The following is a 20,903-nucleotide window of genomic DNA, read 5'->3' as shown; positions in this document are numbered from 1 at the left end:
TCCATGTTTGGTTCCAACGACGACAAGAAGACCCCAGCTGCGGCTGGCGAAAAGAAAAGCCTGTTCGGATGGCTGCGTAAGAAACCGCAGGAACCCGTCGTCGAACAGCCGCCCGCGATTCCTGAGCCCGTTCCGGCGCCTGCTCCAGTCATAGAAGAAGAGCCGGCACCGATCGTGCTGCCGATCGCCGAGCCGGTGCTGCAACCGGCCGCCGAACCTGAGCCTGAAACCCCTGTGATTGCCGAGGCGCCGCTGACCCCGGTAGCCGAGCCGTGGCTGACGTTGCCAGTGGCGGAAGAGCCGGTAGCGTTGGTTGAAGAGGCTGCGCCGCATGTCACGCCAGTGATTCCCGCGCCTGCCGCGTTCATTCCCGAGGTGGCTCCGGCGCCGGTGGTCGAACCTGCGCCTGTTGTAGCTGAGCCTGTTGTTCCGGAGCCAGTTGCCCCGGTAGTTGCTGCTCCCGTAGCTCCAGTCATTCATCAGCCAGCACCTGCACCGGTTGTCGCTGCGCCAGTATTGCCGGTTGAAGTGGTTGCCGAAACGCCCGTCGAAGCCCCGCGCACTGAAGAAACCAAAGCCGGTTTCTTCGCCCGTCTCAAGCAAGGCCTGTCGAAGACCAGCGCCAGCATCGGCGAGGGTATGGCCAGCCTGTTCCTCGGCCGTAAAACCATCGATGACGATCTGCTTGATGACCTCGAAACCCGTCTGCTCACCGCCGACGTTGGCGTCGAAGCCACCACGCAGATCATCCAGCGCCTGACCCAGAAGGTCGCACGCAAGGAACTGGCCGACTCCGACGCACTGTACAAATCCCTGCAAGCCGAGCTGGCCGCTATGCTTAAGCCGGTCGAGCAGCCGCTGAAGATCGTTTCGCAGAACAAGCCATTCGTGATTCTGGTGGTCGGCGTCAACGGCGCCGGCAAGACCACCACCATCGGCAAACTGGCGAAGAAGCTGCAACTGGAAGGCAAGAAAGTCATGCTCGCCGCCGGTGATACCTTCCGCGCCGCCGCCGTTGAGCAGTTGCAGGTCTGGGGTGAGCGCAACAAGATCCCGGTGATCGCCCAGCACACTGGCGCGGACTCGGCTTCGGTGATCTTCGATGCCGTACAAGCCGCCAAGGCCCGTGGCATTGATGTGCTGATCGCTGACACCGCCGGTCGTCTGCACACCAAAGACAACCTGATGGAAGAACTGAAAAAGGTTCGCCGGGTGATCGGCAAGCTTGACGCCGATGCGCCGCACGAAGTGCTGCTGGTGCTAGACGCCGGTACTGGCCAGAACGCCATCAACCAGGCCAAGCAATTCAACCAGACCGTCGAACTGACCGGCCTGGCGCTGACCAAGCTCGACGGCACCGCCAAGGGCGGGGTGATCTTCGCCCTGGCCAAGCAGTTTGGCCTGCCGATTCGTTACATCGGCGTCGGTGAAGGCATCGACGATTTGCGTACCTTTGAAGCCGAACCCTTTGTCCAGGCACTGTTTGCCGAGCGGGAGCGTTCATGATTCGTTTCGAACAGGTCGGTAAACGCTACCCGAACGGTCACGTCGGCTTGCATGAGCTGAGCTTTCGAGTCCGTCGTGGCGAGTTCTTGTTTGTCACCGGCCACTCCGGTGCCGGTAAGTCCACACTGTTGCGCCTGTTGCTGGCGATGGAGCGTCCGACCAGCGGCAAGCTGCTGCTCGCCGGGCAAGACCTGAGCACCATCAGCAACGCGCAGATTCCGTTCCTGCGCCGGCAGATCGGCGTGGTCTTCCAGAATCACCAGTTGCTGTTTGATCGCACGGTGTTCAACAACGTCGCGTTGCCGCTGCAGATTCTCGGACTGTCCAAGGCCGAGATCGCCAAGCGCGTTGATTCGGCGCTGGAGCGTGTGGCGTTGTCGGACAAAACCGATCTGTACCCGGGCGACCTGTCCACCGGTCAGCAACAGCGCGTCGGCATTGCGCGCGCCATCGTTCACCGCCCGGCCCTGCTGCTGGCGGACGAACCGACCGGTAACCTCGACCCGCGTCTGGCGGCCGAGATCATGGGCGTGTTCGAAGATATCAACCGTTTGGGCACCAGCGTGCTGATCGCCAGTCACGACCTGGCACTGATCGCGCGCATGCGTCACCGCATGCTGACCCTGCAACGTGGCCGATTGATCGGTGACGGGGAGGCCGGGGTATGAGTGCGACACGCAGTCCGAAGGTTTCCGAGCGCGTGGCCCCGAAAGCCGCTGATCCGCAGCCGCCGAAGAAGAAAAAGCACGACGATGACGATGGTCCTGATTTCGCTACGCTGTTGCGTGCCTGGATCGAAAGCCATCGCGCCAGTCTGCTCGACAGCCTGCGCCGACTCGGCAAGCAGCCGATCGGCAGCTTCTTTACCTGCATGGTGATGGCGGTGGCGTTGAGCTTGCCGATGGGCTTGTCACTGTTGCTCAATAATGTCGAGCGTCTTGGCGGTTCGTGGCAGCGTGCGGCGCAGATTTCGCTGTACCTGCAACTCGATGCAAGCCCGGAGCAGGGCGAGTCATTGCGCGAGCAGATCAAAGGCATGCCCGGCGTAGCTGATGCTGAATATGTCGGCCGCGATCAGGCGTTGGAAGAGTTCCAGCAGCAGTCAGGATTGGGTGAAGCCCTGCGCGAGCTGCCGGAAAACCCGCTGCCGGGCGTGGTGCTGGTCACCCCGAACGAAGTCGACAAGTCGACGCTGGAAGCATTAAGACAAAAACTTTCCGAGCTGCCCAAGGTACAACAGGCGCAACTTGATCTAGTCTGGGTCGAGCGTCTGGCCGCCATCCTCAAGCTCGGCGATCGTTTTGTCTTCGGTCTGACAGTGCTGCTGGTTTCTGCATTACTTTTGGTGATAGGCAATACCATTCGTCTTCATATCGAAAACCGCCGCACCGAGATAGAAGTGATTAAACTCGTCGGCGGCACCGACAGCTATGTGCGGCGTCCCTTCCTTTATATGGGCGCGTTGTACGGTTTCGGTGCGGGGCTGTTGTCCTGGGGAGTGTTGGCGTTCGGCCTGAACTGGCTGAACGACGCGGTGGTTGGGCTGGCCGGCTTGTACGGCAGTGATTTCGCGCTGGCCGGAGTGCCAGTTGCCGACGGTCTGTCGCTCTTGCTTGGCGCGGTGCTGTTGGGTTATATCGGTGCATGGATTGCAGTCGCACGTCATCTCAGGGAGCTGGCGCCGAAGTAGAATCTTTTTTGCGCGTGATTGGCCTCGCGGTTTTTTTGGGAACTTGTACTTGAATTCCCGGTCAATTTTTCGCAGTGCCGAGAGGCACGAGTATGTAAGTGGGAGGTTTTTTCGCATGACCAATTCTTTGCAACCTGCGTACGCGTTGGTTCCGGGTGCGAACCTGGAAGCCTATGTGCACACCGTCAACAGCATTCCATTGCTGACGCCGGAGCAGGAGCGTGAACTGGCCGAGAGTCTCTACTATGAGCAGGATTTGGGGGCGGCTCGGCAGATGGTGCTCGCCCACCTGCGTTTTGTCGTACACATTGCCCGTAGCTATTCCGGCTACGGTCTGGCTCAGGCTGACCTGATCCAGGAAGGTAACGTCGGCCTGATGAAGGCCGTCAAACGCTTCAACCCGGAAATGGGTGTGCGTCTGGTGTCGTTCGCCGTGCACTGGATCAAGGCGGAAATTCACGAGTTCATCCTGCGCAACTGGCGCATTGTGAAAGTCGCGACCACCAAGGCCCAGCGCAAGCTGTTCTTCAACCTGCGCAGCCAGAAGAAACGTCTGGCGTGGCTGAACAACGAGGAAGTCCACCGTGTGGCGGAAAGCCTTGGCGTCGAGCCGCGGGAAGTGCGCGAGATGGAAAGTCGCCTGACCGGCCATGACATGGCCTTCGACCCGGCTGCGGAAGCAGACGACGACAGTGCTTTCCAGTCGCCGGCCAACTATCTGGAAGACCACCGGTACGACCCGGCGCGTCAACTGGAAGATGCCGACTGGAGCGACAACTCCAACCACAACCTGCACGAAGCGCTGGAAGTGCTGGACGAGCGCAGCCGTGACATTCTCTACCAGCGCTGGCTGGCAGAAGAGAAAGCCACGCTGCACGACCTGGCGCAGAAGTACAACGTGTCGGCCGAGCGTATTCGTCAGCTCGAAAAGAGTGCGATGAACAAGCTCAAGTTGTCGATCGCCGCCTAAACCGGCGCCACGGCAATAAAAAACGCCCCGATCAGCGATGATCGGGGCGTTTTTTTATCCGCGTGTTTCGGGGCTATATCAAACCCTGTGGGAGCTGGCTTGCCAGCGATGGCGTCCTGTCAATCATTTAGATGTCTGCTGAACCACCGCAATCGCGGGCAAGCCCGCTCCCACAGGGATCATCAGTGTCTGGAAGGTTAATGCTCGACTATTGCGCCCAAGGTGCCCGGCGCGAATCATTGAGCCCCAGCAGATAACTGGTCCCACCCAATTGACTCATCTGCTGCCGAATCCATCCGGCACGGCGCGACACGTACGCCGTCGGATGACTCGCGCTCCAGACGCGAGGATTCGGCAATACTGCCGCCAGATAACTCGCCTGCTGCCGTGACAGGGACTTCGCGCTCACACCAAAGTGATGGCGGGCCGCTGCTTCAGCGCCGAACACACCGTCATCCCACTCGACACTGTTCAGGTACACCTCAAGAATCCTCTGCTTGGGCCAGAAAACCTCGATCAGCGCGGTAAACCACGCTTCCAGACCTTTGCGCAGATAGCTACGGCCGGCCCACAGAAACAGGTTCTTCGACACCTGCTGGCTCAATGTGCTGGCGCCTCGGATCGAGCCGCCCAGTTCGTTGTGCGCCAGTGCAGCCTGGATGGCGCCGAAATCAAAACCCCAATGCTCGGGAAACTTCTGATCCTCGCCAGCCATGACGGCCACTTTGAGGTCATCGGAGATCTCGTCCCACGGTTTCCAGGTGCGTTGCAGGTCGATTGGCTCACCGTCGACCCAGGATTCGACTTTACGCTCGACCATCAATGCCGTGCCCGGTGGCGGCACGAAGCGAAACAGCAACACCAGCAATACGCTGCCACCCGCGAACCAGAGCAGGGCCTTCGTGAGACGACGAAAAATAGTACGCAGCATAGAGATGGCTTGGCCGAACCGGTGGAGCGGGCCATTATACAGACCCTGCCGATCGAGTCTGACTGGAGTTCCACATGCTGCGTGGCTTTCTGATGCTGGCCGCTTTTTTTGGTTTCACCGGCGTTGCCTTGGGTGCTTTCGCCGCCCACGGTTTGAAAAACCGCCTCACGCCCGAGTATCTGGCGATTTTCCATACCGGCGTCACCTATCAACTGGTGCACACCCTGGCGTTGTTCGGCGTAGCGCTGCTGGCCACGCAAATTCAGGGGCGACTGGTTACTTGGGCCGGTGTTTCGTTCACCGTCGGCATCGTCCTGTTCTCCGGCAGTCTTTACGCGCTGACCACCACCGGCATTAGCAAGCTTGGCATCATCACCCCGTTCGGTGGTCTGGCATTTCTGGCCGGTTGGGTATGCCTGGGGCTCGCCGCCTGGCGCTTGCAACCCACCGCTTGACGCTCGGTGCTGACCTTTAGGTCATGATCGGGCTAGAATGCCAGCCCCTAAAAATGATGGCGGCGTTAAGCATGCGCATTCAGTTGAACGGCGAATCCCTTGAACTGCCCGACGGTGAAACCGTTGCGGCCCTGCTGACCCGTCTGGAACTGACCGGACGCCGGGTAGCGGTCGAACTCAATCTGGATATCGTCCCGCGCAGCCAGCATGCCGACACCACGCTCAACGACGGCGACAACGTCGAAGTCGTGCACGCCATCGGCGGCGGCTAGTCGCCCGGCCCGCAAGGGCAGAGAATTCTGCAAGACCCTCACCCGTAAAGAGGATTCCCCATGAGCATCGTTCGTAGCGACAAGCCTTTCGTCTTGGCCGGTCGTACTTACCAGTCGCGTTTGCTGGTCGGTACCGGCAAGTACCGTGACATGGAAGAAACCCGTCAGGCCATCGAAGCCTCGGGTGCCGAGATCGTCACCTTCGCCGTGCGCCGTACCAACCTGGGCCAGATCGAGGGCGAGCCGAACCTGCTCGACGTGTTGTCGCCGGATCGCTATACCTTTCTGCCGAACACCGCCGGCTGCTACGACGCTATCGAAGCCGTGCGCACTTGCCGTCTGGCCCGTGAGCTGCTCGACGGCCACAACCTGGTGAAGCTGGAAGTGCTGGCCGACCAGAAAACCCTGTTCCCTAACGTGATCGAAACCCTCAAGGCCGCCGAAACGCTGGTCAAGGAAGGCTTCGACGTGATGGTTTACACCAGCGATGACCCGATCATTGCCCGGCAACTGGCGGAGATCGGCTGCATTGCAGTCATGCCGCTGGCCGGTCTGATCGGTTCCGGTCTGGGGATCTGCAACCCGTACAACCTGCAGATCATCCTCGAAGAAGCAAAAATTCCGGTGCTGGTCGATGCCGGTGTCGGTACTGCTTCCGACGCCACCATCGCCATGGAACTGGGCTGCGATGCCGTGCTGATGAACTCGGCCATCGCCCACGCCGGGCAACCGGTGATGATGGCGCAAGCCATGCAACACGCGATCGTCGCGGGCCGTCTGGCCTACCTCGCCGGCCGCATGCCGAAAAAACTCTATGCCAGCGCCTCTTCGCCGCTGGATGGTCTGATCAAGTAAGAGCCATTGATGACTGAATCGAACGACACGCCTATCCAGACGGAAGAGGGCGACGAGCGCCAACACCGCCGCATCAAGAGCTTCGTGATGCGCGCCGGGCGCATGACCGAAGGCCAGCAACGCGGTCTGGATCAAGGCGCGCCCAAGTTCGTGCTGCCACTGGCCGACGCGCCGGTGGATTACGATCAAGTGTTTGGCCGCTCGGCACCGCGCTCGCTGGAGATCGGTTTCGGCATGGGTCACTCGCTGCTGGAAATGGCCGCAGCGGCACCGGATCAGGATTTCATCGGCGTTGAAGTACACCGTCCGGGTGTTGGCGCGCTGCTCAACGGCGTGCTGACGCAGGGCCTGACCAACCTGCGCGTCTACGATTGCGACGCGATCGAAGTGCTCAACCGCTGCATCGCCGACAACAGCCTTGATCGCCTGATGCTGTTCTTCCCGGATCCATGGCACAAGAGCCGTCACCACAAGCGTCGCATCGTTCAGGCGTCGTTCGCTGAACTGGTGCGCAGCAAGTTGAAGGTTGGCGGCATTCTGCACATGGCCACCGACTGGGAACCGTACGCCGAATACATGCTGGAAGTGATGAACGTCGCCCCGGGCTACCGCAACCTCGCCGAAGACGGCAAGTGCGTACCGCGCCCGGCCGAACGCCCGATCACCAAGTTCGAACGCCGCGGCGAACGTCTTGGCCATGGCGTCTGGGACCTGAAGTTCGAAAAACTCGCTTAAGCATCACGCAATACCCAATGTAGGAGTGAGCCTGCTCGCGATAGCGGTGGATCAGTCAGTACTTATGCAGACTGGCACACCGCTATCGCGAGCAGGCTCACTCCTACAGTTGTTTTTGGGGTGCCTTAAAGATTGCTGGCGATCCGCCGAAAGCTCTACGTCCCCCCACTTGTAAAGGAAGACGAGTCTTGAAAGCCCTTTTCACCTGCATGCTGGCGTTGGGTCTGCTGTTTTCAGCGGCTTGCGAGCGCGTGGTAACGCCCGATGAATACTTCGCCAGCGCGCAAAGAGTGGCCGAAAAAATCCAGCGTGACGCCGATGAGCGGATCAGGCGGGAAGGCGCCGGCGAGCCGGAACTCGCGTATACGCCGGAGCAGTTGCGCAATGCCGAAGGCGATTTTGCAGCGCTTGCAGACAATCTGAAAAAGGCCTCGGATGGCGGGCATGTGCTCGCAACGTACTTGCTAGCCAACCTTCAGGACAATCCAATGTTCTCTGAGCGAACGCGGATGGAGGCCTGTGGCCTTTACCAGAAAGCCATGGATCAGGGGTTGCTGGCGGCTGCGGTGGGTTACTACCATTTATGCGACAAGGCATACGAAAGGTTTGATCTGCAAAACGCGGATCATTTGAAGTTCTTGCAGTCGCTGCAACAGTTATTGAGCAAGCCCGACGCTTATGCCGACGTCTATCCTTTGCAGGCCAAGCATTCGCTGTGCTTCGTCGACGAGAGGGCGCCCGTCGGACAGCAAGGCAAATTGGCGGCAATGCGGGCCCGCGCTGTCGCGCTGTTATTGTCAGAAGATCAATATCGGGCTGAGGCCAACTACATTCTTGCGCTGACGCATGTAAACGAGAATGACCGGCACGATGCTCAGAATATTGCGTATCTGGACAATGCAGAAGCGTTGGGCTGTAAGGACTACTACGGGCTCAGTGCGATGATTCGAAGTGAGGTCAAAGCCAGCGCTGAATAGATGACGAAGGTGTCGAGGACTACAGCGTAGAGATGAAGCGCACCGGCACTTGCTCTGTCAGCCAGACGCCGTTTTCCGCCTGATAGAACTTGAAGCCTTGTTCCTGCATCTGCCGCGCGGCGACTTTCAGAATGACCACGGTGCCGTAGCGTTGACCTACGGCTGAGGCGGTGGTGGTTTCTGCCGAGAGATGCACGTGATGCCGCGATCCGGGGATCAAGCCTTGCTGGTTGATCGAGTTCATGAAGCGCGTCGCCGTGCCGTGATACAGCGTTTCTGGTGGCTGCTTTGCCTCAAGTTGCAGCTCCACGCTCTTGGTCGAGTGACCCTGCACGGCGCGGATCTGCTGGCCGTCCTCGGAAATCGAAAAGCGCTTCTTGTCGTTGCTCGCCACGACGGTTTCGATCAGTGCGCGATCGAGAGTGCGACCGTCGCGCGCCGCGCCGCTGATCAGCGCTTCGATATTCGCCCAGCCTTCAGAGTCCAGCGTCAGGCCAATGGCTTGAGGCTCGTGGCGCAGCACGTAGCTGAGAAATTTGCTTGTTTCATCCAGCAGTTTTTTACTCATGAACGTCCCTGTTTTGCATTTAGCGGCGGTCAGCGACGACGCCAATCAATACCAGCACCACCAACAACACCGGCGCCAGGCTGTAGTTGTTGAACTGGCTCAGCCCCTTGATCACCCACGGTGTGGCGTAGATCAGTGCGGCGCCGCTGCCGATGACGCACAGCAGGGCCATCAGCGGTACGCGCAGGGCGCCGGCGATGCTGCCCAGGCGTTGCTCGACCCAGCCTTTGAAGTCGGCGCCGAACAGCACCAGCAGGCAACCAACCAACGCGAGGGCGATTTCCGAGAGGTTGCTGCGGCTCCAGCGGGAGACGGTGGCGAGCAGGTCGAGTATCAAATCCATGCGTTTTCCCTTGGGACAGAAGTTGAGGGTTGGGCTCAGTTCAGAAATTGTTGCAGCAAGTCGTTGAGGAACAGCTGTCCGCGCTCGGTGGCCGCCAGACGTGACGGTTCGACCTGCAACAGACCGCTTTGTTCGGCCTCGCGCCGGCCTTCGGCAAGCGTGTCCAGCGACAGGCCGGTGCGCTCCGGATACAGACGCGATTCGACACCTGCGGTCAGGCGTAAAGCGTTCATCAGAAACTCGAACGGCATTTCGTCGTTGGTCAGGGCCTTCTCGCCGGCCTGGAAGCTTTTCGCCGGATTGAGGTAGTCCTTCGGCAGGCGCGTTTTCCAGGTGCGCACGATGCGCCCGTCCGGATGACTGAGCTTGCCATGCGCACCCGCACCGATACCGATGAAGTCGCCGAAACTCCAGTAGTTGAGGTTATGCCGCGCCGGGCGTCCGGCCTGGGCATAGGCCGACACTTCGTATTGCGCGTAACCGTGCTCGGCCAGCAGCGCTTGCCCGGCTTCCTGAATGTCCCACAGCGTGTCGTCTTCCGGTAGCACGGGCGGTTGGTTCCAGAACACCGTGTTCGGTTCCAGCGTCAGCTGATACCAGGAAATGTGCGTCGGCTTCAGTTCGATGGCCTGGCGCAAATCGCTCAATGCGTCGTCCAGCGACTGATCGGGCAAGCCGTGCATCAAGTCGAGGTTGAAGTTATCGAACCCTGCCTGTCGCGCCATGCCGGCCGCACGCACCGCTTCGTCGCCGTTGTGGATGCGACCGAGCGCCTTGAGTTTTTCCTGCTGGAAACTCTGGATGCCGATCGACAGGCGATTGATCCCCAGCTTGCGGTACGCGACGAACTTCTCTTGTTCGAAGGTGCCGGGATTGGCTTCCAGAGTGATTTCGATGTCGGAGGCGAACGGAATGCGCTGCTCGACGCCTTCCAGCAAACGCCCTAGGGCCTCGGCGCTGAACAGGCTCGGCGTGCCGCCACCGAAGAAGATCGAGCTGATTTCACGGCCGTAAACCGCGTGCAGGTCCTGATCGAGATCAGCCAGCAACGCGTCGACGTATTCCTGCTCCGGCAAAACCGGGCTGGCGGTGTGCGAGTTGAAGTCGCAATACGGGCATTTGCGCACACACCACGGGATGTGGATGTACAGCGCCAGGGGCGGCAGCGTCGGCAGCGGCGCCCGAGGTGAAGAAGCGGCGCCGCCGACAATCAGCGACGACGCAGAAGAGTCACGGGTCATTTCAAGCCCAGACGCTGGCGCAGCAGATCCATTGCACGGGCGCGGTGGCTGATCTGGTTCTTGTCGGCCGGGCTCAGTTCGGCGCTGGACACGTTACGTTCCGGCACCCAGAACAGCGGGTCATAGCCAAAACCGTGTTCGCCACTGGCGGCGGTCAGGATGCGCCCGTGCCACAGGCCTTCGCAAAGAATCGGCAGCGGATCATCAGCGTGGCGCACCAGCGCCAGCACGCAGACGAACTGTGCGCCGCGCTCGGCTTCCGGCACGTCTTTGAGGGCGTCGAGCAGCTTGGCGTTGTTCGCCGCATCGCCTTTGCCGTCGGCATAACGCGCCGAGTAGATGCCCGGCGCACCGCCGAGGAAATCCACTGCCAGGCCGGAGTCGTCGGCCAGCGCCGGCAGCCCGGAAATGCGTGCGGCATTGCGCGCCTTGAGGATCGCGTTCTCGACAAACGAAAGACCGGTTTCTTCCGGCTCGACCTTGCTCCACTCGCCAATCGAGCGCAGTTGCACCGAGTCGCCGAGCATGGCCTGGAGTTCTTTGAGTTTGCCGGCGTTATGGCTGGCCAGTACGAGCTGCTTGAGGTTCATCATTCGCCGGGAAAGAGTTCTTGGTTGAAATTGATGGTGTTGATCTTGTCGCCGTTCTGCACCTTGATTTCAAAGGTGCGGGTTTCCTGCTGCTCCACCGGGTACTGGGCGATGTAGTAGATCGCGCCTTGTTCGGTCACCTGGCGGAAATTCAGCGGCACGCTCTGGCTGGTCAGGTCTTTGACCGTGCCGGTGACGCTGGCGACCAGTGGTTTGCCATCCTTGATCACCGAGACGTTGATCACGCCTTGATTCTTGCTGCGGACAAGCTCTGCTGCCTTGGCGATGTCCGGGGTCAGAAACGTGGAATTGAAGGTGTTGTAGTGCACCGTCACGTCGCCGAAGGTTTCCTTGCGCTCGCCCTTGATGACGTCGGCCGCCATGGCACTGACGCTGAGGCAGGCTGTGAGTAACAACAACGCTAAACGACCCATGATCGTCTCCTCGAAAAGTCGTGGCTCAGACCGCGATCCGATGATCTGCAAGCACCGGGCTGCTGACGCGGTAGATACCGATCTCACCTAACAGATTAGGCCATAGCTTACTGGCCCACCCGTGGCGGTGCTGTTGATCCACGGCAAGCCGATCAATGACCTTCGCATCACGTTCGCGACAAAGTTCTTCAAAGTCTTCGAAGGTGCAGAAGTGGATGTTCGGCGTGTTGTACCAGGTGTAGGGCAGAAACTCCGACACCGGCATCCGGCCCTTGCTCGCCAGATACCAGCGGCAGCGCCAGTGACCGAAGTTGGGGAAGGTGATGATGCACTGGCGGCCGACCCGCAGCATTTCGTCGAGGATCTTGTCCGGGTAGTGCACGGCTTGCAGGGCCTGGGTCATCACGACGATGTCGAAACTGTTGCTGGCGAAGTTGCCCAGCCCCTTGTCCAGGTCCTGCTCGATAACGTTGATGCCCTTGGCCACGCACTCGGCAATGTTATCCGGGTCGTTTTCCAGGCCATAACCGGTGACCTGCTTGTTGTCGCGCAGCCAGGTCAGCAGTTCGCCGTCACCGCAACCGAGGTCGAGGACGCGGCTGCCGGCGGGGATCCATTCCTGGATGATTTCCAGATCAGCTCTCATGGCTTGTTCACACCGTAATTCGGTTCATGTAATTGCCGAACGCCTGCAAGTAGCGCGGGATCGGAATCAGGAAGGCGTCGTGGCCCTGCGGCGCGTCGATTTCCAGATAGCTGACGTCTTTGCGCGCCGCCATCAGGGCATCGACCAGTTCACGCGAACGTGCCGGGGAGAAGCGCCAGTCGGTGGTGAACGACATCACGCAGAACTTCGCCGTGGCGTTCTCGAAGGTTTTCGCCAGGTTATCGTCGAAGTTCGCCGCCGGATCGAAGTAATCCAGTGCCTTGGTCATCAACAGATAGGTGTTGGCATCGAAGCGCCCGGAGAACTCCTCGCCCTGATAACGCAGGTAGCTCTCGACCTGGAATTCGACACTGTGAAAGTCGTAGTTGAGCTTTTCGCTCTTCAGACCACGGCCGAATTTCTCGCCCATGGAGTCGTCGGACAGGTAGGTGATGTGCCCGACCATCCGCGCCAGCATCAGCCCGCGCTTGGGGATCACGCCTTGTTCCTGGAACGAACCGCCGTGGAACTCGGGGTCGGTGAGGATCGCCTGGCGGGCGACTTCGTTGAAGGCGATGTTCTGTGCCGACAGTTTGGGCGCCGAGGCGATGGCCAGGCAGTGGCGCACGCGATCCGGGTAGGTGATGGTCCATTGCAGCGCTTGCATGCCGCCGAGGCTGCCGCCGATCACCGCCGCCCACTGGCCGATGCCGAGCAGGTCAGCGAGACGCGCCTGACTGTGCACCCAGTCTTCCACGGTGAGCACCGGGAAGTCGGCGCCGAACGGTTTGCCGGTGTCCGGGTTGATGCTGCTTGGGCCAGTGGAGCCGTTGCAGCCGCCGAGGTTGTTCAGGCTGACCACGAAGAATTTGTTGGTGTCGATCGGTTTGCCGGGGCCGATGCAGCTGTCCCACCAACCCGGTTTGCGGTCGTCGGGGCTGTGATAGCCGGCGGCGTGGTGGTGGCCGGACAAGGCGTGGCAGATCAGCACGGCGTTGCTCGCCTGTGCGTTCAGCGTGCCGTAGGTTTCGTAGATCAGGTCATAGGCGGGCAGCGAACGGCCACAGGCCAAGGCCAGCGGTTCGCTGAAGTGCGCCGTTTGGGGCGTCACCAGACCAACAGAATCGGGGGAAAGGCAGCTGGCATCGACCCTGCTCTCGTTGAAATGAGGCGTAAGTCTAAAGACCGGGGGGGTTAGCGGCAAGCAACGATCGGGCCTCATTCATTCATTGAACGCGCCCCCTGTGGCGAGGGCATTTATCCCCGATCGGCTGCGCAGCAGTCGCAAAACCTGCTGACGCGGACTGGCTGGAAGAAAGCAAGGGGCGGCTTCGCCACCCATCGGGGATAAATCCCCTCGCCACAAGTGCTGCACTACTCGATCACGGGCGCACCAGATCAGGCAAATCCGGCAACTTCTTCGGCGAACAGATCTTCACGCGCTTCTGCCGATTCAACTCGCCACTGAGCAAACTGACCTGGCTCTTGGACACCCCAAACGCCTTGGCCAGAAAGCCCATCAGATAGGCATTGGCCTTGCCCTCGACCGGCGGCGCGGTCAGGCGGATCTTCAAGCGATCACCGTGCAGCCCGCAGAAATCATCGCTGCGGGCTGCTGGTTGCAGGTGACACTCGATGATCAAGTCGTCACCGTCCCAGCGAAACCAGCTCACATCAGCAGGCGCAGGATTTCCGGCATCATCGTCATCGCCGCCAGATTGTTGATCACCAACATGTCGATCAGCTTCAGCGCCAGAAACGCGAAGATCGGCGACAGGTCCAGACCGCCCATGCTTGGCAGAAAGCGGCGGAACGGCGCCAGGGCCGGTTCGCAGATCTGGTTGACCAGTTCAGCACCCGGATTGTGGCTGCCCGGCGCGACCCACGAGAGGATCACGCTGATGATCAGGGCGAAGAAGAAAATCTTCAGGAACAGCGCGGTTACGCCGATGATCGACCAGATAAACAGTTGCAGCGGGTTGCCGGTGGTGCCGTAAGTCAGCAGCAGGGTCAGGGCCATCAGTGCCAGCTGCACCAGAATCGCCAGCACCAACGACGACATGTCGAGGCCGAACAGGCTCGGAATGATCCGGCGCAGCGGCTTGAGCAGTGGCTGGGTCGCTTTAACGATGAACTGGCACAGCGGGTTATAGAAGTTTGCCCGTACCAGTTGCAGCACGAAGCGCAGCAGCACGATCAGCAGATACATACTGCCGAGGGTTTGCAGCACGTAAACCGCTGCGGTGTTCAATCCAATCATGTAAGGCTCCTTATTTGCCCAGTTGTTCGGCCATTTCGGCCGAGCGGTGCGCGGCGGCGCCGAGTGCGGTTTCGACCAGGGCTTCGAAGCCATTGGCCTGGAATGATTTGATGGCAGCTTCGGTGGTGCCGTTTGGCGAGGTCACGCGACGGCGCAGTTCAGCAGCGTCAACGTCGCTGGAGACAGCCATGTGCGCGGCGCCCAGAGCCGTTTGCTGGGTCAGTTGCTCAGCGATTTCTTTTGGCAGACCGAGTTTGACGCCGGCGGCGGTCATGGCTTCGATCAGCAGGAAGAAGTAGGCCGGGCCGGAACCGGACACCGCAGTGACCGCGTCCAGTTGCTGCTCTTCGTTGAGCCACAGCGCGATGCCGACGGCGGACAGCAGCTCTTCGGCTTGCTGACGCTGCTCGGCGGTCACTTCGCGCGTGGCGTACAGGCCGCTGACGCCCTGACGCAGCAGCGCCGGAGTGTTCGGCATGCAGCGCACGATCGGTTGTTCGCCGAGCCATGCGGTCATGCTGGCGCAGGTGATGCCGGCAGCAATCGAGACCACCAGTTGATTGGCTTTCAGGCTCGGGCGAATCGCTTCGCAAACGGCTTTCATCGCCTGTGGCTTGACCGCCAGCACGATGACGTCGACGCCGTCGATGGCCTGAGCGTTGTCGGCGAAGGTTTCAATGCCGTGTTCGGCGCTGACCTTGGCGCGGGTTTCCTCGCCCGGGTCGCTGGCGCGAATCTGCGCGGCTTCCAGACCTTTGGCGCGCAGGCCGCCAATCAGGCTGGCCGCCATGTTGCCCGCACCGATAAACGCAATACGTGTGTTGCTCATGTTTTGGTCCTTATCTGGAAACGTTCAAGACTGGGAATAATCTCTGGCGCCAAACAGGGCCGTACCGATACGAACCCAGGTGGCGCCTTGGGCAATGGCCGACTCGAGGTCGTGACTCATGCCCATGGACAGCGTGTCGAGCGGCAGATCGAGGCTGGCCTGCAACTTCTGCACGGCAGCAAATGCGGCGTCCTGTTCGGCGCGATCTTCGGTCGGCTCGGGAATCGCCATCAGCCCGCGCAACTTCAGGCGCGGCAGCGCGTTTATGGACGCGGCCAGTGCCGGCAGATCAGCCGGGGTGCAGCCGGATTTGCTGGCCTCGCCGCTGACGTTGACCTGAATGCAGATGTTCAGCGCTGGCAGGTCGGCCGGGCGTTGTTCGGACAGGCGTTGAGCAATTTTCAGGCGATCCACGGAGTGCACCCAGTCGAAATGCTCGGCAATGGCTCGAGTCTTGTTCGATTGAATGGGGCCGATGAAGTGCCAGATCAAGGGCAGGTCGGCCAGTTCGAGCTGTTTGCCCAAGGCTTCCTGCAGGTAGTTCTCGCCAAAATCGCGCAGGCCGGCTGCATGTGCCTCGCGCAGGGCTTCAGCGGGTTTGGTTTTGCTCACGGCCAGCAACTGCACGCTGTTTTCGGGGCGCCCGGCGGCAGCGGTAGCGGCCTGGATGCGCGAACTAACCAGTTGAATGTTGTCTGCTATCGTGGACATCAAGAGGCGCCGGCGGTCTGAAGGTTCGCGGCATTCTACTGGAATTGAGGAGCGCTATGGATATCACTGAACTGCTGGCCTTCAGCGCCAAACAGGGAGCTTCCGACCTGCACCTGTCGGCCGGTCTGCCGCCGATGATTCGAGTCGATGGCGATGTGCGGCGGATCAATCTGCCGGCGCTGGATCACAAGCAAGTGCACGAATTGATCTACGACATCATGAACGACACCCAGCGCGTCGACTTCGAGAAACACCTGGAAACGGATTTTTCCTTCGAGGTCCCCGGTGTTGCACGTTTCCGGGTCAACGCCTTCAACCAGAACCGTGGCGCCGGCGCGGTGTTCCGCACCATTCCATCGAAGGTGCTGAGCATGGAAGACCTCGGCATGGGCGACGTCTTTCGCAAGATCACCGATGCCCCGCGCGGGCTGGTGCTGGTCACCGGGCCGACCGGCTCCGGCAAGTCGACCACGCTGGCGGCGATGATCGACTACCTCAATACCCATCGCCATCACCACATCCTCACCATCGAAGACCCGATCGAATTCGTTCACGAATCGCGCAAATGCCTGATCAACCAGCGCGAAGTCCACCGCGATACCCGCAGCTTCGCCACCGCGTTGCGTTCAGCACTGCGCGAAGATCCGGATGTGATTCTGGTGGGCGAGATGCGTGATCTGGAAACCATCCGCCTGGCCCTGACCGCTGCCGAGACCGGGCATCTGGTGTTCGGCACGCTGCACACCACCTCGGCGGCGAAAACCATCGACCGGGTGGTCGACGTATTCCCCGGTGATGAGAAGTCGATGGTGCGCTCGATGCTGTCGGAGTCGTTATTGGCAGTTGTGTCCCAGACGCTGATCAAGAAGATCGGCGGCGGACGGGTGGCGGCGCACGAGATCATGCTGGGAACGTCGGCGATCCGTAACCTGATCCGCGAAGACAAGGTGGCGCAGATGTATTCGGCGATTCAGACGGGTGGGGCGTTGGGGATGCAGACACTCGACATGTGCCTGAAGGACCTGGTGACCAAGGGCTTGATCAGCCGCGAGCATGCGCGGGAGAAGGCGCGTACGCCGGATAACTTCTGAGAGGATGATCGTTCCCGCGCTCTGCGTGGGAATGCCTCGATGGACGCTCCGCGTCCGCTTTGGGACGCAGAGCGTCCCGGGCTGCGTTCCCACGCAGAGCGTGGGAACGATCTGCGGTGTTAGCGTTGAACCACGCGCAGCTGCTTGCTGGCCGGTTCTTTCGGCAGCACACGCTTGGCCACCACGTAATGCTTTTCCCAATACGGCTTGTTCAGCGTATCGATGCTCACCGACTTGCCACGGCGCGGTGCGTGGATAAAGCGGTCGTTGCCCAGGTAGATGGCAACGTGATTGACCCGACGGCTCTTGATGTTGAAGAAGATCAGGTCGCCCGGTTTCAGATCCTTGCGTTCGACTTTCTCGCCATGCCCACTGGCCATGGCATTGGAAGTACGTGGCAGGTCGAATGTGGCGTCGTTGAACGCGTATTTCACCAGACCGCTGCAATCGAAACCTTTACTTGGGCTGCTGCCGCCCCAACGGTATGGCGTACCGAGGACGTTCACTGCGCGGCTAAGGACGTTACTGCTTTCCTTGTTCGCCATCGGCGGTACCAGCTTGCCGTGGCTCTTGCTGCTCAGCGTGGTGACTTTGCTTTGCTTGCTTTTGCTCGATGGAGCAGAAGCATGGGATTTAGGGGTGAAACCGTTAACGTTGGGAAGACGTTGCTCACGATTGGTGGCGTGGGCGGCCAGTGGCATTAATAGGCAAATGGTTAGCCATGTCTTGAAAAATGGTCGCATTAGGCGTGGCTCTTCAGTGATAGCGCGCAACTTTATAACAGCTTTTTTGTCCCTTCCGAGGCCGTTGGTCGATTGACTCTGGAGGCAACGGAACCAAATAAGCGGCAAATTGACGCGATTGTCGGACAGAAGTCCTGTGCTACAAGGCTTTGGAGGTAGCAACGGTAACATTTGCCATACGTCGGCTACCTGTAAAAAAGTCACAAAGAATTCAAGAATATTTATCTATCGAGTGCAACGAGGTCTTCATGAACAGCTATCAGCTACCCCGTGTGAAGGAAAAAGACACCCACAGCAAACTCATCGGTTATCTGCTGTGGATCTTCGGATTCACCGGTGCTCACCGCTTTTATTACGGCAAGCCGGTGACCGGAACGATCTGGTTCTTCACCTTCGGTTTGCTCGGAATTGGCTGGCTGATCGACGTGTTCCTGATCCCGGCGATGGATCGCGAGGCGGATCTGCGTTTTGCCGAAGGGCCGATCGAGTACAACGTGGCGTGGATTCTGCTGACGTTTCTTGGCGCGCTGGGCGTGCACCGGATGTATCAGGGCAAGTGGATCAGCGGGCTGATCTATCTGCTGACGGGCGGTTTGTTCTTTATCGGCGTGCTGTATGACTTCTGGACGCTGAACGATCAGGTCTCGGTGCGTAACGCCGAAGGTAGAGGCGCCTTCCAATAAGCCATCGCTGGCAAGCCAGCTCCCACAAGGTCTTGCGCAATTTTCGGGTTAGCGCAAAACCTGTGGGAGCTGGCTTGCCAGCGATTGGGGCAACCCGGTATTAAAGCTGGTGGCTGATCCGCCCATCCACCAGGGTATAGTGAACCACGCCCGGCAGACTGTGCCCCAGGAACGGGCAGTTCTCACCCTTCGACAGCCAGCCTTCACCGGCCACGGTCGAGGCCTTCGGATCGAACAGCACGATATCCGCAGCCCCACCCACCGCCAGTTTGCCCGCCGGCAGACGCAGTGCCTCGGCAGGTCCTGAGCTCAACCGAGCCAGCAAAGTCGGCAGATCGAGCAAACCATCCTCAACCAACGTCATCGCTAACGGCAGCAGCAGTTCAACACTGCTGATGCCCGGCTCGGTCGCGCCGAACGGTGCCAGTTTGGCGTCGCGCTCGTGCGGCTGGTGATGGCTGGAAATTGCCGAGATCACACCGGACTTCACCGCTTCACGCAGGCCATCGCGATCAGCGCGGGTGCGCAGCGGCGGTTGTACGTGATAGAGGCTGCTGAAGTCGATCAACGCTTCATCGGTCAGGATCAGTTGATACAGCGCGACATCTGCTGTGACCTTCAAGCCGCGAGCCTGAGCCTGAGCAATCAGCGCCACGCCGCGAGCGCTGGTCAACTGGCTGAAGTGCGCACGCACGCCAGTTTGCTCGACCAGCAACAGATCCCGAGCCAAAGCTACGGTTTCCGCCGTTTCCGGAATCCCCGGCAGACCGAGGAAACTGGCGACGGCGCCTTCGTGGGCCAGGCCACCTTCGGCCAGATCATGATCCTGCGAGTTGAAAATCACTGTCAGATCAAACGTCGCTGCGTATTCCAGCGCCCGGCACAGGGTGCGGGTATTGCGGAAACTCTCCAGACCGTTGCCGAACGCCACACAACCAGCGTCGCGCAGGGCGACCAGTTCTGCCAACTGCTCACCGTCCAGACCTTTGCTCAGCGCGCCAATCGGGAACACCTTGGTGTTGCCGGCCTCACGTGCGCGGTCGAGGATCAGTTCGGCCACGGCGGAGGTGTCGAGCACCGGTTTGGTTTTCGGCGGGCAGCACAGGCTGGTCACGCCGCCGGCGGCGGCTGCGCGGGTTTCGCTGGCAATCGAACCTTTACGGCTGTAGCCCGGCTCGCGCAGGGCGACGTTCAGGTCAACGAGGCCCGGAGCGGCCACAAGGCCTTGAGCATCAATGGTTTCAACTGCGCTGAAACCGGCCGGAGCGGCGCCGAGGGCGACGATCTTGCAGGCTTCAACGTGGATATCGGTGATTTGATCCAGGCCGCTGCTTGGATCGATGACGCGGGCGCCGAGAATGCTGAGCTTCACTGGGCGTTCTCCTGCTCGAATTGACGTTGCGCTGTTTGCCCGCTCATGGCCATGGACAGCACGGCCATACGAATCGCGATGCCGTAGGTCACCTGATTGAGGATTACCGAGTGCGGACCGTCAGCCACCGCTGACTCGATCTCCACACCACGGTTGATCGGCCCCGGGTGCATGACGATGCAATCGGGTTTGGCCCCGGCCAAACGCGCGGTGGTCAGGCCGAACAAGCGGTAGAACTCGCCTTCGCTCGGCAGCAGGCCGCCGGTCATGCGCTCACGCTGCAGGCGCAACATGATTACCACGTCGACGTCTTTCAGGCCTTCGGTCATGTCGGTGTAGACCTTCACGCCGTATTGCTCGATGCCGATCGGCAGCAGGGTTTTCGGCGCGATCACGCGGATGTCCGGGCAGCCGAGGGTCTTCAGGGCGAGCATGTTCGAGCGCGCCACCCGCGAGTGCAGGATGTCGCCGACGATGGCCACCGAGAGGTTTTCGAAACTGCCCTTGTGCCGACGGATGGTGAGCATGTCGAGCATGCCCTGGGTCGGGTGGGCGTGACGGCCGTCGCCGCCATTGATGATCGCCACTTGCGGGCAAACGTGTTCGGCGATGAAGTGCGCGGCGCCGGAATCACCGTGGCGCACAACGAACATGTCGGCGGCCATGGCTTCGAGGTTGCGCAGGGTGTCGAGCAGCGTTTCACCTTTACTTGCCGACGAGGTCGACACGTTCAGGGTAATCACGTCCGCCGACAGCCGCTGGGCCGCCAGTTCGAAGGTGGTGCGGGTGCGTGTGGAGTTTTCGAAGAACACGTTGCACACGGTCTTGCCGCGCAGCAACGGGACTTTCTTCACCGCCCGGGCACCGACTTCGAGGAACGAGTCGGCAGTGTCGAGGATTTCCGTCAGTAACTCGCGGCGCAGGCCGTCGAGCGAGAGGAAGTGGCGCAGCTGGCCCTGATCATTGAGCTGCAGCGGGCGCTTGGTATCTAGAGGCGTCAT

At 60.4% G+C, this 20,903-nt stretch carries 25 protein-coding genes and 1 pseudogene; 11 read left to right on the top strand and 15 right to left on the bottom strand.

All coding sequences use genetic code 11. From position 1 onward, the window contains the following. Nucleotides 1-3: 3 nt before the first annotated feature. From ftsY to rpoH, 4 genes are all read left to right on the top strand, one after another. On the top strand, nt 4-1,506 hold the full coding sequence (gene ftsY / locus KI231_RS27715; RefSeq protein WP_213026852.1) for a signal recognition particle-docking protein FtsY: 1,503 nt from the start codon (nt 4-6) through the stop codon (nt 1,504-1,506). Then, nucleotides 1,503-2,174 carry a cell division ATP-binding protein FtsE gene (gene ftsE, locus KI231_RS27710; protein WP_003229148.1) on the top strand — a complete coding sequence of 224 codons (672 nt, stop codon included), beginning with the start codon at nt 1,503-1,505 and terminating at the stop codon, nt 2,172-2,174. Before ftsY ends, ftsE begins: the two co-directional genes overlap by 4 nt. After that, the gene (gene ftsX, locus KI231_RS27705; protein ID WP_201236427.1) at nt 2,171-3,196 is read left to right on the top strand and encodes a permease-like cell division protein FtsX; all 1,026 of its coding nucleotides are present in this window, start codon (nt 2,171-2,173) and stop codon (nt 3,194-3,196) included. The genes ftsE and ftsX overlap by 4 nt, the downstream gene beginning before the upstream one ends. A gap of 115 nt (nt 3,197-3,311) precedes the next feature. Continuing rightward, nucleotides 3,312-4,166: an RNA polymerase sigma factor RpoH gene (rpoH, locus tag KI231_RS27700; protein WP_003229146.1), complete on the top strand. Its 855-nt coding sequence runs from the start codon at nt 3,312-3,314 to the stop codon at nt 4,164-4,166. A gap of 208 nt (nt 4,167-4,374) precedes the next feature. On the opposite strand, the gene mtgA is transcribed toward rpoH, so the two are convergent. Further along, nucleotides 4,375-5,097 (bottom strand): monofunctional biosynthetic peptidoglycan transglycosylase, encoded by a 723-nt coding sequence (gene mtgA, locus KI231_RS27695; RefSeq protein WP_213026851.1) that lies wholly within the window; start codon nt 5,095-5,097, stop codon nt 4,375-4,377. 74 nt (nt 5,098-5,171) lie between these two features. Here mtgA and KI231_RS27690 point away from each other — a divergent pair, with 74 nt between their 5' ends. From KI231_RS27690 to KI231_RS27670, 5 genes are all read left to right on the top strand, one after another. Next, on the top strand, nt 5,172-5,552 hold the full coding sequence (locus tag KI231_RS27690; protein ID WP_103304318.1) for a DUF423 domain-containing protein: 381 nt from the start codon (nt 5,172-5,174) through the stop codon (nt 5,550-5,552). Nucleotides 5,553-5,623: 71 nt separating this feature from the next. Continuing rightward, nucleotides 5,624-5,824 (top strand): sulfur carrier protein ThiS, encoded by a 201-nt coding sequence (gene thiS / locus KI231_RS27685; RefSeq protein WP_165557463.1) that lies wholly within the window; start codon nt 5,624-5,626, stop codon nt 5,822-5,824. A gap of 60 nt (nt 5,825-5,884) precedes the next feature. Then, complete coding sequence (locus tag KI231_RS27680; RefSeq protein WP_042561554.1) at nt 5,885-6,679, top strand: thiazole synthase; 795 nt, start codon at nt 5,885-5,887, stop codon at nt 6,677-6,679. A gap of 9 nt (nt 6,680-6,688) precedes the next feature. Then, a complete protein-coding gene (gene trmB, locus KI231_RS27675; protein WP_103304316.1) occupies nt 6,689-7,414 on the top strand; it encodes a tRNA (guanosine(46)-N7)-methyltransferase TrmB in 726 nt (241 codons plus the stop codon). Between the two features lie 188 nt (nt 7,415-7,602). Beyond that, nucleotides 7,603-8,391, top strand: a complete 789-nt coding sequence (locus KI231_RS27670; RefSeq protein ID WP_213026850.1) for a hypothetical protein — start codon at nt 7,603-7,605, stop codon at nt 8,389-8,391. 19 nt (nt 8,392-8,410) lie between these two features. Here KI231_RS27670 and KI231_RS27665 read toward each other — a convergent pair whose 3' ends face one another. The 11 genes and pseudogenes from KI231_RS27665 to KI231_RS27615 form a co-directional block, all read right to left on the bottom strand. Further along, complete coding sequence (locus KI231_RS27665) at nt 8,411-8,959, bottom strand: RNA 2'-phosphotransferase (RefSeq protein ID WP_213026849.1); 549 nt, start codon at nt 8,957-8,959, stop codon at nt 8,411-8,413. A 19-nt stretch (nt 8,960-8,978) separates the two neighbouring features. Further along, nucleotides 8,979-9,302, bottom strand: a complete 324-nt coding sequence (locus tag KI231_RS27660) for a DUF3392 domain-containing protein (protein WP_007913629.1) — start codon at nt 9,300-9,302, stop codon at nt 8,979-8,981. A gap of 35 nt (nt 9,303-9,337) precedes the next feature. After that, the gene (gene hemW / locus KI231_RS27655) at nt 9,338-10,543 is read right to left on the bottom strand and encodes a radical SAM family heme chaperone HemW (protein ID WP_249412077.1); all 1,206 of its coding nucleotides are present in this window, start codon (nt 10,541-10,543) and stop codon (nt 9,338-9,340) included. Continuing rightward, a complete protein-coding gene (gene rdgB, locus KI231_RS27650) occupies nt 10,540-11,136 on the bottom strand; it encodes an RdgB/HAM1 family non-canonical purine NTP pyrophosphatase (RefSeq protein WP_103304312.1) in 597 nt (198 codons plus the stop codon). Before rdgB ends, hemW begins: the two co-directional genes overlap by 4 nt. Next, complete coding sequence (locus tag KI231_RS27645; protein ID WP_213026848.1) at nt 11,133-11,567, bottom strand: DUF4426 domain-containing protein; 435 nt, start codon at nt 11,565-11,567, stop codon at nt 11,133-11,135. Before KI231_RS27645 ends, rdgB begins: the two co-directional genes overlap by 4 nt. Nucleotides 11,568-11,592: 25 nt before the next feature. Continuing rightward, nucleotides 11,593-12,213 carry a methionine biosynthesis protein MetW gene (metW, locus tag KI231_RS27640; RefSeq protein WP_103304310.1) on the bottom strand — a complete coding sequence of 207 codons (621 nt, stop codon included), beginning with the start codon at nt 12,211-12,213 and terminating at the stop codon, nt 11,593-11,595. A 7-nt stretch (nt 12,214-12,220) separates the two neighbouring features. Beyond that, nucleotides 12,221-13,359 (bottom strand): annotated as a pseudogene (gene metX / locus KI231_RS27635) (homoserine O-succinyltransferase MetX). 236 nt (nt 13,360-13,595) lie between these two features. Further along, nucleotides 13,596-13,886, bottom strand: a complete 291-nt coding sequence (locus KI231_RS27630; protein WP_213026846.1) for a DUF167 domain-containing protein — start codon at nt 13,884-13,886, stop codon at nt 13,596-13,598. Next, complete coding sequence (locus tag KI231_RS27625) at nt 13,883-14,473, bottom strand: YggT family protein (RefSeq protein ID WP_213026845.1); 591 nt, start codon at nt 14,471-14,473, stop codon at nt 13,883-13,885. The genes KI231_RS27630 and KI231_RS27625 overlap by 4 nt, the downstream gene beginning before the upstream one ends. 10 nt (nt 14,474-14,483) lie before the next feature. Beyond that, nucleotides 14,484-15,302, bottom strand: a complete 819-nt coding sequence (proC, locus tag KI231_RS27620) for a pyrroline-5-carboxylate reductase (RefSeq protein WP_103304306.1) — start codon at nt 15,300-15,302, stop codon at nt 14,484-14,486. 24 nt (nt 15,303-15,326) lie between these two features. Further along, complete coding sequence (locus tag KI231_RS27615; RefSeq protein WP_103304305.1) at nt 15,327-16,013, bottom strand: YggS family pyridoxal phosphate-dependent enzyme; 687 nt, start codon at nt 16,011-16,013, stop codon at nt 15,327-15,329. A gap of 56 nt (nt 16,014-16,069) precedes the next feature. On the opposite strand from KI231_RS27615, the gene KI231_RS27610 reads away from it, so the two are divergent. After that, complete coding sequence (locus KI231_RS27610; protein ID WP_213026844.1) at nt 16,070-17,104, top strand: type IV pilus twitching motility protein PilT; 1,035 nt, start codon at nt 16,070-16,072, stop codon at nt 17,102-17,104. A 119-nt stretch (nt 17,105-17,223) separates the two neighbouring features. Here KI231_RS27610 and KI231_RS27605 read toward each other — a convergent pair whose 3' ends face one another. Then, nucleotides 17,224-17,847: a C40 family peptidase gene (locus KI231_RS27605; RefSeq protein WP_201236439.1), complete on the bottom strand. Its 624-nt coding sequence runs from the start codon at nt 17,845-17,847 to the stop codon at nt 17,224-17,226. A 248-nt stretch (nt 17,848-18,095) separates the two neighbouring features. On the opposite strand from KI231_RS27605, the gene KI231_RS27600 reads away from it, so the two are divergent. After that, a complete protein-coding gene (locus KI231_RS27600) occupies nt 18,096-18,530 on the top strand; it encodes an NINE protein (RefSeq protein WP_103304302.1) in 435 nt (144 codons plus the stop codon). Nucleotides 18,531-18,630: 100 nt separating this feature from the next. On the opposite strand, the gene KI231_RS27595 is transcribed toward KI231_RS27600, so the two are convergent. After that, on the bottom strand, nt 18,631-19,902 hold the full coding sequence (locus KI231_RS27595; RefSeq protein ID WP_213026843.1) for a dihydroorotase: 1,272 nt from the start codon (nt 19,900-19,902) through the stop codon (nt 18,631-18,633). Beyond that, the gene (locus tag KI231_RS27590) at nt 19,899-20,903 is read right to left on the bottom strand and encodes an aspartate carbamoyltransferase catalytic subunit (protein ID WP_095164512.1); all 1,005 of its coding nucleotides are present in this window, start codon (nt 20,901-20,903) and stop codon (nt 19,899-19,901) included. Before KI231_RS27590 ends, KI231_RS27595 begins: the two co-directional genes overlap by 4 nt.

This window comes from Pseudomonas sp. Seg1 (genome assembly GCF_018326005.1).
Lineage (GTDB): Bacteria > Pseudomonadota > Gammaproteobacteria > Pseudomonadales > Pseudomonadaceae > Aquipseudomonas.
Note: the sequence above shows the minus strand (reverse complement) of the source record. Positions and strands in the feature narration are given on the sequence as shown.

Coding starts and splice junctions, on each gene's coding strand:
- ftsY (WP_213026852.1), top strand. CDS start 4: ATGTTTGGTTCCAACGACGACAAGAAGACCCCAGCTGCGGCTGGCGAA.
- ftsE (WP_003229148.1), top strand. CDS start 1,503: ATGATTCGTTTCGAACAGGTCGGTAAACGCTACCCGAACGGTCACGTC.
- ftsX (WP_201236427.1), top strand. CDS start 2,171: ATGAGTGCGACACGCAGTCCGAAGGTTTCCGAGCGCGTGGCCCCGAAA.
- rpoH (WP_003229146.1), top strand. CDS start 3,312: ATGACCAATTCTTTGCAACCTGCGTACGCGTTGGTTCCGGGTGCGAAC.
- mtgA (WP_213026851.1), bottom strand. CDS start 5,097: ATGCTGCGTACTATTTTTCGTCGTCTCACGAAGGCCCTGCTCTGGTTC.
- KI231_RS27690 (WP_103304318.1), top strand. CDS start 5,172: ATGCTGCGTGGCTTTCTGATGCTGGCCGCTTTTTTTGGTTTCACCGGC.
- thiS (WP_165557463.1), top strand. CDS start 5,624: ATGCGCATTCAGTTGAACGGCGAATCCCTTGAACTGCCCGACGGTGAA.
- KI231_RS27680 (WP_042561554.1), top strand. CDS start 5,885: ATGAGCATCGTTCGTAGCGACAAGCCTTTCGTCTTGGCCGGTCGTACT.
- trmB (WP_103304316.1), top strand. CDS start 6,689: ATGACTGAATCGAACGACACGCCTATCCAGACGGAAGAGGGCGACGAG.
- KI231_RS27665 (WP_213026849.1), bottom strand. CDS start 8,959: ATGAGTAAAAAACTGCTGGATGAAACAAGCAAATTTCTCAGCTACGTG.
- KI231_RS27660 (WP_007913629.1), bottom strand. CDS start 9,302: ATGGATTTGATACTCGACCTGCTCGCCACCGTCTCCCGCTGGAGCCGC.
- hemW (WP_249412077.1), bottom strand. CDS start 10,543: ATGACCCGTGACTCTTCTGCGTCGTCGCTGATTGTCGGCGGCGCCGCT.
- rdgB (WP_103304312.1), bottom strand. CDS start 11,136: ATGATGAACCTCAAGCAGCTCGTACTGGCCAGCCATAACGCCGGCAAA.
- KI231_RS27645 (WP_213026848.1), bottom strand. CDS start 11,567: ATGGGTCGTTTAGCGTTGTTGTTACTCACAGCCTGCCTCAGCGTCAGT.
- metW (WP_103304310.1), bottom strand. CDS start 12,213: ATGAGAGCTGATCTGGAAATCATCCAGGAATGGATCCCCGCCGGCAGC.
- KI231_RS27625 (WP_213026845.1), bottom strand. CDS start 14,473: ATGATTGGATTGAACACCGCAGCGGTTTACGTGCTGCAAACCCTCGGC.
- proC (WP_103304306.1), bottom strand. CDS start 15,302: ATGAGCAACACACGTATTGCGTTTATCGGTGCGGGCAACATGGCGGCC.
- KI231_RS27615 (WP_103304305.1), bottom strand. CDS start 16,013: ATGTCCACGATAGCAGACAACATTCAACTGGTTAGTTCGCGCATCCAG.
- KI231_RS27610 (WP_213026844.1), top strand. CDS start 16,070: ATGGATATCACTGAACTGCTGGCCTTCAGCGCCAAACAGGGAGCTTCC.
- KI231_RS27605 (WP_201236439.1), bottom strand. CDS start 17,847: ATGCGACCATTTTTCAAGACATGGCTAACCATTTGCCTATTAATGCCA.
- KI231_RS27600 (WP_103304302.1), top strand. CDS start 18,096: ATGAACAGCTATCAGCTACCCCGTGTGAAGGAAAAAGACACCCACAGC.
- KI231_RS27590 (WP_095164512.1), bottom strand. CDS start 20,903: ATGACGCCTCTAGATACCAAGCGCCCGCTGCAGCTCAATGATCAGGGC.